Raw genomic sequence first — 15,137 nt, forward strand, 5'->3', positions numbered from 1 at the left:
GTCAAGGCGCAATCCTCAACCCAGGCGACCGCTGTCGAGACCACCCAGAGCAGAGCGCCGCGATGATGGAAGAAGAAGCTGCCTCTTCTACATTCTTGTGCTCGTATTTGTCCTAAAAATGCATTCTCCCGCAGCTTTAGCGCGTCGTCCGGCTATTTGCCGCCCTGCTCACGCAGGTCGGTCCGGGCGGGGCTGATTCAAGTCAAAACCAGTTCAGCGTCTATAGCCTTTGCTTGGGCAAACGAGCTGCACTTGTATCGCGCCACGTTGGTGCGCGGCACCGCCTTACAACGACACGGCTTCCTCCTTTCATACAAGCTTGTTACAATTTCGCGGCCCCCGCAGATTACGCCCGACATTGAACAACGATCGATTCAGCTATTATAATCTTTCAATGCTTATAATCTCTCTTTCAGGAGTGCCGGGTTATGTTTGTAAGTATCACTACAGACCAAAGATCTTGCCGTAATGCGCTCAATGAGCTCGGCATATCGAGCCTGTCAAATCCGATCGTCAGTTTGAGTGAATTCTGTTATAAGAAGGGTAGGACGATCTACATCGAGGGCGACCCCGCCGAGTACGTCTATCAGGTCATAAAAGGGACGGTACGGACCTACAAACTGCTGTCCGATGGGCGACCCAGATTGGCGCATTTCATTTGCCAGGTGACATTTTTGCATTCGAGAACGGTGGGGTACGCCGATTTACCGCGGAAGCCGTTACGCAGAGCACTGTTCGCCTGATCAAGAGGCACACTCTTGATACGATCGCCCAGACTGACGCTGTCGTCGGGCGCACCTTGCTTAGCATGACCACCATGAAATTGCAGCACGCGGAGAACTTGCTGCTGCTTGGACGTAAGACTGCTCTGGAGCGCGTTGCCGCATTCTTGCATGAGATGGATGTGCGGCTCATGGCTGTTGATGTTATGTCACTGCCAATGCCTCGGCAAGACATCGCGGACTACCTGGGTTTGACCATCGAGACCGTCTCACGCGCAGTGTCGCAATTGCATAGTGATGGCGTTCTTGATTTCATCGGCAATACTCAACGCGAGATCATGATTCTAGACCGGCAGCGGCTTGCTAGTTTCGACCTGCAAAGTTGATGGCCAGCTGAGTGCATGCAAACCGTAACTCGGAAAAGCATGAGGCGGCGCAGCAATGGCTTATCAGGGAGCCGTTCGGTGAGCGCGCCGATATCGGAATGAATTAGCTCGTGGTTGCGCTCGAATCCGTTCGCGCGCGTGCGAATGTCCGCCACCAGGTCGGGGAGCTGCCCGGCCATAGAGATCAGGGTAGCAATGAGCACGTCCGCATCAACACGCGTCTCGCGCGCAAGTTTTTTGCCACTGGTGCAAGCCAATTGCTTGTATTCACCCCCGACGTCCATGGCGAGTTTTGATCTTGCGCTGATCGACATGTTCGTAAGGAAGAATGCTGGCGATCGTAAAAGGGGGCAAGACGCGCGAGAGGACCGCTGGCCAGAAGCAATGAATAGTTCTTGGCGTGAGCATCAGAGCCTCCACGCGACCAACTCTTCCGCGGCACAGCCTTCATCGCCGAAGCGCTTGCGGCCGAACTCGCGATTCAGGCGGCTCTCGTCGCGGTATGTAGTTTCCAACGCCACTCATCGGCCGCGTCGCGGCAGAAATGGAGTACCTGGCCCTCACTTTTCAGGTGGTGTACCGACCTTCGCCAGAGTACCTGCGAAGCTTGTCGAGATGGCCACCGCGATCAGTCGGAGCGAGATGTAAAACAGTGCGGGCGCGGCTCGGTGCTAACCGGACCCGGGGGCTGAAACCAGGCCAACTAGTCCCTACCACATCCGCACTGCCGTTGAGACTAGCGGGAAGGTGACTCGGCGCCGATCGATCTGGAGCAATAGCGCTGTCCCTGCCACATCCCGTTAACCCCAAAGGGCTCTGTATCTGTGATAGCTTACCGCAAGCTGACAGGCACCTTTTGCGCAGTCGGTCAATGGTACGTGTGGGCTATCATTACCCGATCAATGTGCCACGGAAATTCCTGCAACCACTCACACATGCTCTCAATGCAGTCGGCCGTCATGACTTCAGGATCACCCGGAAGGTTCAGGCTGCCAATCAGTGACACATTGTCGGTTGCGGAGCGTACCATCGTAGATACTGCACCCGTTAGAGGCAGGCCTCGCTGTGGCGTCAAATCGCGAATTCGGTGCTTTGCGCCCGCCCATACCTCCACCGTGCATATTGTACTGCCACGATCTTCGCACTCCGCGTATCGGACGATTGTCGGAGTGCATTTGTGGAATTCCAGTAAGCCTTCAACCGGGAATCCTGCCGATTGAGGAAAACGCGAGCCGGATGATGATTGCACACTTAAATTGTTGGCTCTGTGATGCAAGAGAAATACAGCGTCGCACGACTGAGCGACATAAGGCCGGTCAGCAATAGATGGAAAGCAGCGCGGATGCGACTTGGCGCCTATCGAGCGGACTTGATGAGAAAGGCGCTATTTCTATCCGCATCCGCACTGCCATGAAGTTACCACGGGATCGAGAGGCTAACGCACCGGTGTGCCTTGAGGGCTGTTCAAACACGAAATGCCTTGCGGGCACTAACGTAACGAGACATCGCCCTTGAATGGACCTACCCGGCTGACAGGCGAGACTGAGGGCGTTGCTGATCGCTCGGATTCATCTCTAGGGAGATAACAACGTGTGAAGAGAATGAGCAAAGACGGGCTTGCTGACGCCGCTGCCGATAACGTCGTCCGCCCTTAGTCCTCGACATCACTCATCGACAAGCCGCCGGGATGCATAAGTATATTCCAAAGAGATCCGGCGTGCCTGTTCAATGAGGTTGGCGGCGGCGCTATGCCCCCCGTCGATGTTCTCATAGTAGAGGTACGGTTGGCCCAACGCAGCGAGCCTCGCCGCTGCCTTGCGGCCATGCCCTGGATGCACGCGGTCGTCCTTGGTGGACGTGAGAATGAAAGGGGACGGGTAGGTCTTGCCTGGCACCAACCTCTGATAGGGCGAGTAGGCCTCGAGCCACTCGCGCTGTTCGGGAATGGTGGGATCGCCATACTCGCCGATCCAGGAGGCTCCGGCGCCCAGCTTAGTGAACCGAATCATGTCGAACAGCGGAACTTGCAAGATGGCCGCATTGAAGAGCTCGGGTCGTTGGGTCATTGCTGCCCCTACCAGGAGGCCTCCTTGGCTACCGCCGACTACGCCCAACCGGCGGGGAGAAGTGATTTTGCGCCGGATCAAGTCCTCGGCGACGGCGATAAAATCATCCCATGTGCGCTGCTTCGTTGCTCCTTGGGCAGTCTGGTGCCACTGGGGCCCGAACTCACCCCCGCCGCGCAGGTTCGCGACAACATATGCGTTGCCCTGCTCGAGCCAGAGTCGTCCGGTGAGGCCGACGTAAGAGGGGATGAGCGGAGTCTGAAAGCCACCATAACCATAGAGAAGCGTTGGAGTTGATCCGTCAAACCTTGCGCTCTTGGGTCGTAGCAGAAAGTAAGGAATGCGGGTGCCATCGCGCGAGATTGCCTCGAACTGTTCGACGACAAGTCTCGAGGGGTCGAACCTAGGAGGCGTCGCCTTCAGTATCTCAAGTCGTTCGGTTGCAGCGTCGAAGTACCAGAGCATCGTCGGGCTAAGAAAGCTGGAGACGGTGAACATCGCCTCGTCCGTTTCATGCGATGCTGCAGCCAGACCGACACTCGCATTCTCTGGAAGCGGGATCGGCGTGGCCCGCCAGGCGCCCTGATGGTACTTGTAGACGAACGCCTTACTCTGAACATTGTCGAGAATCGTTAGGATTAACAAGTTTCTCGTGGCGGTGAATCCGCTGAGCGCTTGTCGAGGCCCAGGCTTGAAAACGAGCGTGGGTCTGGCGCGCAGCGGATCCTGCTTCCATTCGGCCAGGTCATACGAGATGATCGAGCCGGCTGAGAAGGGGGCGTCTCCGGACGGTGGCATCCAGTCTTCGTTGAGCGTCACCAGGAGGCGACCACTGGCGATGCCGGCGATGGCAGCCTTCTTTGGTAAATTGAGCTTAATCGGCTCGGGCCCAAAGAGCACATACTCATGCTCGAACGAACTGATGCCGCGCACGGCGCCGGTCGCATGGATCGTGCCCTCACTGTCGCGCAGCACGAATGGTGTGGCCCCGACGTCGGTCGGCTCGCCACGGAAGACCTCGCGCGCATCCGCAAGCGACTGAGCGCGCTTGAGCTCCTTCACAACGAAAGGGTAACCGGCTTGAGTCATGGTCCCTTCGCCCCACTCTCGTGTAATGAGGACCGTGTCGCTATTTACCCAAGTGACCTCCTGTTTTCCCTCGGGAAGTGCGAAGCCGTTCGTGACGAAGGCTTTGGCGACTGCGTCGAACTCCCGGACGAACACAGCGTCCTTTCCGCCCTCGGACAGGTTGAGCAAGCATAGGCGCTCCTCGGGCGGAAGGCAGCTCACCCCTTTAAGGACCCAGTTCTTCTTGTCTGCGTCAGCGAGCGCATCCACGTCGAGGATGGTCTCCCATCTAGGGCTGTGGGTGCGGTAACTTTCAAGCGTCGTACGCCGCAAGACGCCGCGCACCTGGTTCTCGTCCTGCCAAAAATTATCCAGACCGCGCCGTCCCAATGACACGTACGGAATCCGGTCCTTGGCGTGAAGAACGTGGAGCGCCTCCCCGTAAAAGCGCTGATAACGTGGATCGGATTGGAGCGCACTGAGTGTCTTGTCGTTCTCGGTCTGAGCCCAAGCCAATGCGCGCGGCCCTTCGATCTCCTCAAGCCAAAGAAAAGGATCCTCGGCGCCGGTCGCAGGCGCTCGCGTCGGGGACAGTCCCGCGGCCATCAAACAGCTCATGGAAAGCGACGCGGCGAGAAAAAGCGAATTTTTCATGGGAGTTGTCCTGAAGTGAGCCAGCCGGACCTGGGCGTCTTGCTAGGTGAGTGGAAGCATTCGGAAGATGCACACTCGGCTTCGAAGCGCGGGCATCCGGGAATTGCTTCCGCTCGTTTTCGATAGAGCAAGCAGCGTGCCGCTTGAAACTTGGAGCTTCTCCAGGCGTTTCCAACCCATGTAAGTGTCGACTTTTGGACGTCCGTCTCACACCTGACAATCGGTTCTTAGTAAGGGCCGCATGTTGCCCAGCGGCCGCCTTGCTCCGCATTACGTAACTCCTCGACAATCGCTTGCGCCCCCGTTCGGTCACTCACAACTCGGCTATGGGCAGCATCATGCGTCGGCCAGTTTCTAAGTTGTGGTGTGAAGTGCGAGCACAGGTTCGATCTTCGCGGCCTGCTGTTCGCGTTTGGCGGCACCATCAGTGCCGGGCGCAGGCCGCCGGTACTCGATGTGATTTGCCGCCTTGTTGGCTGGCAGAGACTTGAGGCGATTGGCGTTGGGCAACGCCTTTGTTCGCCAGCCAAACCGCGTAACCTGCGGTAGGTTCGGCAGCCGAGCCCGTATGGAAGGCGCTCGACGCCACGATTCCTAAATTCCGCCGCGGGATCTCTCCTGAGCAACCCTGACCGGGGCGAGCCCCAACATCACGTCGCCGGCGAATCCGAAATGGATACGATAGAGCAACCAGATTGCGCGGCACCGGTCGAGATCGTACATGGCGAGCGCGCGCCTTGTTGCTACAGCCATCCGCGCCATCGGCTTCATTCCTCGTATCATCTGGAAACCCCGGCGTCTCGGGGCCAGCGCTCTCCCTTTAAAGGCTTTTTGGTCGGTGATGGCTCGCTGTCCGCCGCGTGCACCTGCAATAGATGCAGAGGTGAGATTGATGTTCGTCATGGCGTTCTTTTCCGTGGTTTCGTAGCTGTTTGCACACGCCTATGTGCATGCGATTTTTCTGTGATCCTACGGAGGGGGCAGTGCTTGCAAAACGCCCAGATCTGGTAGTGCAGAATTGCCATCCGATAAGCTCGCGCAATCCCACTGATACGCAAAGCGACTGCGCCACTTACGACGATCGTTGCAGCTACGAGACCTTTGCTGCCATCTCCTTGAGAATACCTCCGCGCCCGCCAAGACTATGTAGGCTCGCACCGGCGCCGCCTACGCCGCTCCCGAGCATGCCTTTGCACGGGCACCGGTTTTCGCTGTCCAATTTGCGCGAACACAGCCGACATCGAGCGCTGGTTGGCGGCCGAGTAGCCCCGTCTGACCGCGCTGGCAAGTCTCAGCCTAGCTGAGCAACGATTCGGACAGTTCGGTCCGCCGCAGCACACCATTTGCAGCGCTTGTTGAGATCCCTTGGACGCAAAGCAGCCGAAGGACGATGGTCGTGTCCCCAGAGGCCGCGCGTAATCGGCATTCCGCGGCGTCCTCCAGTCGTCCACTCCTGCGTGCTTTGGTGCAACCTCGGACTGGTCGACAGCCGGACCTACATCGGCCGTAACATCTTCAGGTGAGGGGCAATATTGCAGCCCGGATGACACGTCGACACCACCCGGGCAAATGGCCAGATTGGCCGTGCATCTCGTGCGCTGCCAGCGGGCCGATGATGCGTACCCACAGGCGGCGCGAACAATCCACTGCTGAGCGGTGAATTGTCTAGCCAGGTAAGGAGACCCGAAGTGACCGCAGGACTCCAGTCCGGCGCGATCGCTTCACCGTCGGGTTGCCTCTCATACCCGCGTAAGCTTAACGAACCCTCCTTCGGCTAATTCGGCTTTGTAGGTCCGTCCGTTAAGCTGGATTGTTGTGGGGTTATTCGCGGTCGGCATGAAACCTTCTTCACGCAGCTTGTCCATCAGGGCAGGTGTGGCCCATTGCTGTGGTAGCGGTGTTCCGAAGCGCCGAAGCTCCGTGAAGAATGCTCCGAATTCCGGTACCCCCGCCCGGCCGACCCCAACCACTTGGTCCTCCGCAGGATTATGAACAAGAAGAACGCGATTGGATCCATCCAAACCGGCCGTGTAGCGGTGACCTCGGATTTCATAGGTCATCGTCGGCTGGTCCGAGTCAGGCAAGAGACCCTGGTGGAACAGCCTCTCGACCATGAAGTCAGGCGCGATTTGCGAACCGTGTGAGAATCTCTGGGGAGCGGCGAATGAGACATCTACCGCTTCCTCAGGTGCGGCAGATGATGATGGTCCCGCTTCATTCATGATCTGACTGAACAAATCATGATCTTCTTGTGTCCAGACGTGCGCCGTTGGTGATTCTGGTGAACGGGCATTGTCGATCGGGTTCGGATCCATAAAGCTCTCCTTTCCACTATGAGAACAAAGGCCTCTTGAAGATCTCCCCAGCGAGTGAGCTGAAGTTCGTTACGAATTCAGACATGGCGGCTTCGTCATCGAGAGGCCAAGTTTGAGTGTTAAAGAGGCTGGCTTTCGAGAAGCTGACAAACGTCGAAGAAGGGAGACAAACTCGCGGCCGCATCTGCCACGACTGATGCGATCATTCCCGAGCCAAATCTCGTTCCGCCTGACCTCCCAGTGGCGCGCAGGTCTGCGTCGTGCATCGCATTCACCTCGCGGTAAAGCTGGTTAGGAGGATGCGGACCGCGGCCAAATCTAGCCTTGCACCGAACGTGTGCATTTCGATCTCTGCTCGCGACCAGTCGCTCTGGCTTACACTCCGAGCCTATGCACTGGCCGCTAACCGTAGCCGCGCCAGCGCAAAAACAGACGAGAGCGCGGCCTCCGTGAGGATCCGGCGACCGCGGAGCGAACTGCTCACCTGATTGGATGAAGAGCGAAATCACTCAGACGCAAAGCAGCCGAGACGATCATTCAGGCGCGGCGCCGCCGGTGATCCCGGGACTGCGGGTGGCACTGCATGTAATGGGACTCGGCGGCGTCCCCAGTGCCTCCGATCCTGAGCGTCATGATGCAACCTCGGACTGCCAGCCGGAGCTACATCGGTCGGGCGGAATGCTACATCATCCGGTGAGCCGGTACGAACAGTCAACTTTGTCCTGGCTGCTATTGACGCTCTGCGTCATGCAGATGGCGCTCGTGTCAGGGCGCACTTAGAGGAAGCGGACATTTCAGCGGCGACTTCGACATCGCGCGCACGAATTACGACCATTTACCTTATTCGGGACACGAGTGAATTCCCTTCCAACGGTCCGTTGATGAAGAGATGTAAGCCGCATGCGTGCTCGCCCGTCCGGGCACACGAGCGGTACCTCCTACGTGTGGCGTCATTGATTTGGGTTAACAGCTTCCCAAGTGGTTGACCAAAATGTACGACCTTGAAACTTTGGCAGCGCTCACCGAACAACGTGAGATCGACATCGTCGGCTTCGGGGCCGAATACGCCGCGCCCTGTCCCCGTCCCGGGGACCCTCTCTCGCCGGAGATAGCCGAGATGCACGGCGAGCGGCGCCGAACGCAAGGATGACCGACGGTCTGGGCCTTGATTGTGGCCAGATGCGAGCGGCCCCTGAGTAGACGCGTCGCCCGCTCGCTGGCGACGCGGCCGGGCCGTAGGTGGAGCACCGATAAGCGGTGATCTTGCACGCCGCGAGAAACCGCCGCAGGCGCGCTGAGCGGCGGCAAGCGCCTAGGCGATGAAGGGCCTAGCCCATTGGCTCCTTAGGGAGCGGACGTAACCTGGCCGAGGCGGAATGGCTCGAGTCGTCATCAGTCGTGTGCGATGCCCGTCAATTTTGTCGCACACTCGCCACAGCAGCGCAAAAGTCTGCATCCACCTCACGGATGCAGCAGGTTGGCATATTTGTCTTTGCCGGCCGGGCCAGCGATCAGATCAAGGGCTAAATGGTGGCGGAGAGGCAGGCATTTTTATTGCAGACGTTACGATGAGCTTCGTCGTGACACGCTTCAGCCTCCACGTTGCCTGGCGAAATGGCCGTGAGGGACGGGAGCGGGCAGTGCAATGCAACGGTGCGTCCTGTCTGGCCACAATTTTGGGTCGGAATCGCGCTTCAGATTAGGTCGAGGATGTCGAGGCAATCTACTCGAGAGAGGCTGGAGCCGGTCCTCGATCCCGCAGAGGAACGCTTGACGAGCCGCGCCGTGTTGGGCGCAACCATCGGCAATATTCTCGAATTCTACGACTTCGGGACCTACAGCTTTTTCGCGATACAGATCGGCCAAGCGTTCTTCCCGGCAACCGACTCGTTCGCTAGCCTCATGCTTTCACTCGCAACCTTCGGCGCAGGTTTTGTAACCAGACCGATCGGGGCCATCGTGCTCGGCTCGTATTCGGATCGGGCCGGCCGACGGCCCGCGATGACCGCCAGCTTTACCATGATGAGTGCCGCGGTCCTATTGTTAGCTATCACGCCATCGTATGAGACAATAGGACTTGCCGCTCCGTCACTGGTCGTCTTCGCACGCTTGCTGCAAGGCTTTGCTCTCGGAGGTGAAGTGGGTCCGACGACCGCCTACTTGATGGAAGCGGCCCCCGCTGAGGCCCGCGGTCTTGCTGTCTCCTTTCAGCCCGCGAGCCAACAGATAGCTGCGACGGCCGGAGCGTTGGTTGGAGAAATACTGTCGCTCACCATGACAAGCGAAGCTCTCAATGCGTACGGATGGCGGATCGCGCTGTTGCTCGGTGCCGCTACGTTGCCGTTTGGACTTTGGTTGCGGAGCGTCCTGCCCGAAACGTTGCACCGGCCCGAGGCGCCTGTTCTGGTCACCGAGCCTGGAGGGCAATCGCGTGCCGATCGCCGCATCATGTGCTTGGGATTTGTCATCTTGGCCAGCTGCACGATCACGACTTATGTTACCGGATATATGACCACCTACGCGATGAACACTCTTCACGTTTCCGCACCCGTCGCCTTTGGTACCACGCTCATCAGCAATGCGGTCGGAATTGCTGCAGCACTGCTGGGCGGCCTGCTCGCCGACCGCGCAGGCCGTCGTCTCATCATGATATGGCCGCAGGTCACTGCATTGCTGATGACCTATCCGGTATTCTTGTGGATTGCGGAGAGCCGCAGCGCCTTCGCACTTCTAGGAGGCCTCGGCGCCCTCACCCTGATCGGAACGATTCCGTATAGCGCCTTCTACGTGAGCATGGCCGAAGGGTTGCCCAGGAACATTCGTGGTGGCGCCTTCGCGACGATCTACGCTTTTGCGATAGTGGTTTTCGGAGGCACAGCTCAGCCAATCGTCACCTGGCTGATCCACCTTACGGGGAGCGCACTCGTGCCCGCATGGTACATGCTTTTCGCGAGCGCAGCCGGGCTCTTTGCCATGCTCATGATGCCGGAGACGGCGCCACGCAATTTTAGACCAACCAAAAACGATCCTTCCTGACGCCACGACGGCTACCCTAGGCATAGCGGGAAGAATGGATATCCATGACGTCCGAAATGCGAACCATCGAACCGAAGGGCCATGTGCGCGGCATGGAAAAGCAATAGATGCTTATGATTCGATCAGTTTTGATCGAGCAGGGGCTCCCAGCGGAACACAGCGTGGCGCTCTTAGCCGGCTTTTCCCGTCTACCCAACCTTCGCCGATGCAGCGGTTGCGCGGTAGCCACCGACTGGCTGAAAGCGAGCAATCACTTTGAATAAGATGGCGCCTGCACCATCTGCCATTGCAACCGTACGACATGAGGACGCGGCCACCTTGGAGCAAGCGGCCGCACGAGGCTCGCTCCTCATTCTCTGCTTGAGTTGTTTTCCGTTCTCAGTGTCGCACGCACGAGGGATCTGTCAAACAAAAAAAACAGGTCGCAGATACCATCCAACGGGTCGTCCGCGCACTGAGGATACGAAGTATCGGCTACATGCACCCTCGCGGCGACCGGTTGCGCGGCAACTGTTGCAGCAAAAGGAGGCACGGCCGCCGTTGCAAGCGCGAAGGTGCTCGCTGTCACTAACACAGACTTTTTCATCCGAGAAATCGCTTCCCTAGGTTGGCCCCAACCCTCCTCGGGTTTATATGAGGAAGCTGTAAGCGGTAAAATTGATTTTCTTGATCAGATCTATCTAGTGAATGGATAAGTCCGGACATCACCGTAGGGCTTCGATGTTAGCCCGCGCGGAACCTGCAATCTGCTTGATCGAACGCTGGAAGCTCGGAGTGGTCGATGCATGTCTGCGGAGCACTCGAGTTAAAGTTGAATCTGACAGTATCGTCCGAGCAAGGCGACAGTCGGCCTGCATGGTCGCACATGCGGCGCCGCGAGGAGAGAGCCGGGTTGACCCGCGAACGTGCTCCCGAAGATCACGCAGCAATTGAGGAGCGGCTCGTCGACGACATGGAGGACGAGTTTCACGCTCGGCCATTGCAGTTGAGGCGAAGCAGCTACGCCGCCACTTGGCTTGAGACGCTCGAGGAAGAACGACAGCCCCAGCATCTTTGGGGGCCAAGGAGGCTTGATGCAGGGGCCGTCGTAGCCTTATGCAAGAGTAGCAAACAGGCCACTTTGTTGTGCACCGCCCGATCCGATTCGTCAAAGCGGCCGTGATGCTCAGCTCCCGTGCCACCGAGCCGTCCGTGATCCGTTGAAGCTCCGCCGAGGGCTTGCGCGCCAGCTTGCCGCGGGCAAACAGGCGAAAGCACTGTTACATCCGAGCGGATCACCGCCGGCGTCGGGTACATGTTTTCGGTGTGCAATGCTCAGCGGACTAGCTTCTCGCCCGAGCGCCGATGTTTGCCACACCTCGTAATGGCGGCTTGCTTGAGGACAGTCCTCCGGGATCGCCGTCAGCTACCCCTCGCGTGAGGTGCATTCTCCCCCAAGCTCCATGTTTTTGTAAGATGGGCCCAAGAGGGCTCGGCGCTCCTCAGGCAATCCACCGAGCCGATCCGAAGGCATGAAGGCTGCCACCGAACGGCTCACCGCAAGACAACCCACTCATCAGATCCCCAGTTGAGCCATCTGCGCTGAAACGTGCTCCGGATCGGGAAGGGGCTGCCACGGCTGGCCAGCGGCGGTGCTCAACAAGGACCTACAAAACGCAGGCGTGAGCTTGCCCCGGTGGATCACGACTTTGTCGTGGCCCTCGGCCGCACGAGCGTTCTGCCAATGCCGATTGTATCCGCGCTGTTCGTCGGACTTAACATGGCATGCGGCGAAATCGCGATCGCTAAGCGTTGCCAATTGCCAGGCATAAACCGGCCGCTCGGTATGGATGTGCATCCACATCGGCCTTGGCGTCGCGCCGCTGCGCAGCGCCTTAGGCTGCAGCTTGATCTCGAATAGCTTACCTGGCTCGCCCTTCAGCGCGTGCGGCAGTCCCACCGACTCCAATTCCCCCGCCGCGCGCAACTGCTCGAGATACGTTTGCGATGGAAACGAGTAGGTCTTCATGCAATCGCTGGTAATCGCTGCTTTCCGCGTTTTTAATGAATTTGCCTGTCCCTGCAGCTCGGACAACATCCCGTTGAGCCGCGTTAACTTGTCGTGCACTTCGGGAACTTGCGAAGGGGTGAGCAGGCCACGTCGACGAGGCTCCTGCAACGCGGTTACACAGGCCTCAATTTCTTCGGCTTGCGTCTGCAAGCGCGTAATTACGCAATCCAAGACGTGTTCGGCGTTCTCGGGCTTCATCTGGCGCGTTTGCGAGACGCTCTTTTGCTGAGATGGCAGATCGAACTGCAGCAGCTTGTCCAATCGCTCAAGTAATCCCGCCAGTGCCTCCTTGGACGGCGGCGCCTGCCACATCTGGAGGTGCTCGGTTGCGGAAGAGGTGCGTGCTTCCTCGGTGGTGGCGATCCTCTTTGTCCCGAGATCGGAGCGCACGATAACCTTGCGCGTCGGAGCCGTAGCGGTATCGGGCCCGCCTAGTTGCGGCTCGGATGAGCTTGCCGTTGAGCTCCCCTCGCCTCCAGCCGCTGCGCGCCTTCCTTTGCCCTTTCTGCGACGCGGATTGACTTCGCCCACGACGCCGGCATTTTCAGGCAGCGCAGCCCAATCCGGCGGTTCAATCGTCACCGGCGTTGTTGGCTGCAATGCCAGCAGCCGCATGACCTCGTTCGCTGTCGCCCACGCACCTTCGACAGTCTCGTCCAGCAACTGCAGCGGAAGGTCAACTCCCGCTCCGGTCCCCCTCACACTGGCAACGATGCCGCTCAGCCCCGATGCAAATTCCGAAAGCCGCTCCATGACTCCTTCCAGAACGGCGCGATGCCCCGCGTCGAGCACTGCTCCGTCGCTGTATAGAACGGCTTGGTTCGTCGAGACGAATGCCGGAAAAACATCCTCAACGAAGGTCCCGAGCAGACGCACCCGCCCGCTCTCGTCCATGAGAGCATCGCGCACGTCTGGCTCGAGCGCGCTCGCTCGCGCCTCAATCAAGAGCTCCGCGAGCGCGATCCGCGATTGCAGATACATGCACTTCATATTGAGAGCCCAGCCGGTTTGTAGTCTTAGTGCGGCCTCTTCGGCCTTGCGCATCTCGGGGGTGCTACTTGGCAAGTTGGCAGTAGCCGCCCAGACAAACTGCATCCGCTCCAAGCGCAAAACCTTCTTTCCCCACCATTCCATGCAGGCTGCATAGTAGTTCGCCACGCTTGCAAACGCGTCGCTCACCTGGGCAGGCGTACCGATGTTTCTAATCCCCGGGAGCACGCGTAGTGCTTTCTTTCTGTTCTCCTCCAGCCCATAGATAATATGGGTGGCCACTTCGTTACATCGATCGGCCGCCTCCAGCGTGTCATCGCGGAGCCGACGAGCCCGATCGTCGGGCAGGATGCGACGCGCCACATTGGCCGGCAGATCCGCGTAGTACTCCAGAACTGTTGAGCCTGCTTTGACGACTTGATCGATCAGCTCTTGCGCCTCTGGCAGGTTCTGGGCGTGCGTCGCCGCTCGACGGCTAGCCTCAAGCTCCCCAAGCAGGCTGTCCATTTTTTGCCTTGCTGCCTTGATCTCGATGCGCGTTGGCGCTGCCAGATCCGAAGTTGGCTTGCCAAGCACCGGGGTTCTGTCCTGAGTCCCAGAGCGCATCCGCTCGATGACGGCATCGAAGGACTGACTGCGTCCTGCCAGGAGGAGGCTAGGCTCCGGGCTCGAACCGCTTACGTCCCCGCCGCTGCCGGCTCCTGTGGTTCCCACCTCGGATGTGCCAGCTCGGCCAATCCCTGTCATACTTCGTCTCCGATGAAAGTCACGAATGTGCAGCCCGTCTGGATAGACCGCCTGACTGACGACTAGCTGACCAAAAACCGTTCTTTCGGATGCACAAGAAGGCCAATGTCACCTGAAGTTCCTTTCCATCGCAGCTCCAATGTCGCTGAAGAGAGCGATGCGGGTAACTGCGTCCGTGTAAGCAGCGCGACGTAACCGCGGCTGAGGTGCCCTGGCCTCGACGCGATCCGCTACAAGCGTCGCCCCTCTGCCGTTAGCTCCGTCCACACCGACTGAGGCAAGTCGTCCCCAAACGTTGGTAGCCGGGAGAACAGTCGGGGCCTAATCGGCGAATTATGGTCAAGCAGAAATGGCCAGCTTATATGGCAGACCTACGCTCGCCACGCGCGTCCTACTAACGGTAAGGGGACTTCGACATAAGAGCTTAACAATCTAGCGGCCGTACACCGATGACGAGATGCTGAAGGACGATCAGCATCGATATTTCTCCTCGTCCCAACCAGCTGAAATGACCTCCCGCAGATCCTCAGGCTGCATTTCGTAAAAGTGCGGCGCCCATCCGGGTTCGGTGAGATCACCTTCATAGAAACATCGCAGCGAGCACACCAAACGCACCGAGAACCAGCCCAATCAGCGAACCGGCGGTCGGCACGTCTCTGAAGAGCAGAACCGTGAGCATCGGTTCCACGACCAGGATCGCTCCCACCGATATCGCGACAATGATCCAAATATTCTTCAGATGCATGTAGCCCAGCGCGTATCCGAGAACGAGCAGGATGCCACCCAAGCATACCAGGAGAAACATCGGCCAAAGCATCGCCAGATCGCCACCGGCCTTTCCGAATTGCCTTGAGGCAATTAACTCGGCGAATATCGAAAGAGCTTCTCCAAGGAAAATTGCTGCCACAGCTACAATTTTCAACATCAAGGTCATTGCTCTCTATGGTTTCGGCGATTCGAGGGTGGCCCGGAGACCGGCATCGGAGTAGCCGTTGAGGTTCAATTTTCGGCATGCCAAGCGCTTGCGGAGACGCGCGCCTCACCGATCGCTTCGCAGGTCTTTCCAAGCGTTTGCCGGGCCGGTAATTAACTTCCGACATGCG

6 protein-coding genes and 1 pseudogene are annotated in these 15,137 nt (G+C 58.6%); 2 read left to right on the forward strand and 5 right to left on the reverse strand.

The genetic code is table 11. From position 1 onward, the window contains the following. The first annotated feature begins 428 nt into the window (after positions 1-428). Positions 429-1,108 (forward strand): annotated as a pseudogene (locus tag E4K65_RS13025) (helix-turn-helix domain-containing protein). Positions 1,109-2,772: 1,664 nt separating this feature from the next. Here the strand turns inward: E4K65_RS13025 and E4K65_RS13030 are convergent. The 3 genes from E4K65_RS13030 to E4K65_RS13045 form a co-directional block, all read right to left on the reverse strand. Further along, positions 2,773-4,896 (reverse strand): prolyl oligopeptidase family serine peptidase, encoded by a 2,124-nt coding sequence (locus E4K65_RS13030; RefSeq protein ID WP_135174489.1) that lies wholly within the window; start codon positions 4,894-4,896, stop codon positions 2,773-2,775. A gap of 594 nt (positions 4,897-5,490) precedes the next feature. After that, the gene (locus tag E4K65_RS48685; protein ID WP_235885611.1) at positions 5,491-5,799 is read right to left on the reverse strand and encodes a hypothetical protein; all 309 of its coding nucleotides are present in this window, start codon (positions 5,797-5,799) and stop codon (positions 5,491-5,493) included. Positions 5,800-6,635: 836 nt separating this feature from the next. Further along, positions 6,636-7,211 (reverse strand): hypothetical protein, encoded by a 576-nt coding sequence (locus E4K65_RS13045; protein ID WP_135174491.1) that lies wholly within the window; start codon positions 7,209-7,211, stop codon positions 6,636-6,638. 1,710 nt (positions 7,212-8,921) lie between these two features. Between E4K65_RS13045 and E4K65_RS13050 the strand changes: the two genes are divergently transcribed. Then, positions 8,922-10,247 carry an MFS transporter gene (locus tag E4K65_RS13050; RefSeq protein ID WP_135174492.1) on the forward strand — a complete coding sequence of 442 codons (1,326 nt, stop codon included), beginning with the start codon at positions 8,922-8,924 and terminating at the stop codon, positions 10,245-10,247. A gap of 1,555 nt (positions 10,248-11,802) precedes the next feature. On the opposite strand, the gene E4K65_RS13060 is transcribed toward E4K65_RS13050, so the two are convergent. Together E4K65_RS13060 and E4K65_RS13065 are read right to left on the reverse strand one after the other, a co-directional pair. Next, entirely contained in the window at positions 11,803-14,034 is a 2,232-nt protein-coding gene (locus E4K65_RS13060; protein ID WP_135174493.1) for a hypothetical protein, read from the reverse strand. Between the two features lie 580 nt (positions 14,035-14,614). Further along, a complete protein-coding gene (locus tag E4K65_RS13065; RefSeq protein ID WP_126262006.1) occupies positions 14,615-14,968 on the reverse strand; it encodes a hypothetical protein in 354 nt (117 codons plus the stop codon). Positions 14,969-15,137 lie beyond the last annotated feature (169 nt).

This window comes from Bradyrhizobium niftali (genome assembly GCF_004571025.1).
GTDB lineage: Bacteria > Pseudomonadota > Alphaproteobacteria > Rhizobiales > Xanthobacteraceae > Bradyrhizobium > Bradyrhizobium niftali.

Excerpts from the sequence above, each read along its gene's own strand:
- E4K65_RS13030 (WP_135174489.1), bottom strand. The coding sequence starts at position 4,896 with ATGAAAAATTCGCTTTTTCTCGCCGCGTCGCTTTCCATGAGCTGTTTG.
- E4K65_RS48685 (WP_235885611.1), bottom strand. The coding sequence starts at position 5,799 with ATGACGAACATCAATCTCACCTCTGCATCTATTGCAGGTGCACGCGGC.
- E4K65_RS13045 (WP_135174491.1), bottom strand. The coding sequence starts at position 7,211 with ATGGATCCGAACCCGATCGACAATGCCCGTTCACCAGAATCACCAACG.
- E4K65_RS13050 (WP_135174492.1), top strand. The coding sequence starts at position 8,922 with ATGTCGAGGCAATCTACTCGAGAGAGGCTGGAGCCGGTCCTCGATCCC.
- E4K65_RS13060 (WP_135174493.1), bottom strand. The coding sequence starts at position 14,034 with ATGACAGGGATTGGCCGAGCTGGCACATCCGAGGTGGGAACCACAGGA.
- E4K65_RS13065 (WP_126262006.1), bottom strand. The coding sequence starts at position 14,968 with ATGACCTTGATGTTGAAAATTGTAGCTGTGGCAGCAATTTTCCTTGGA.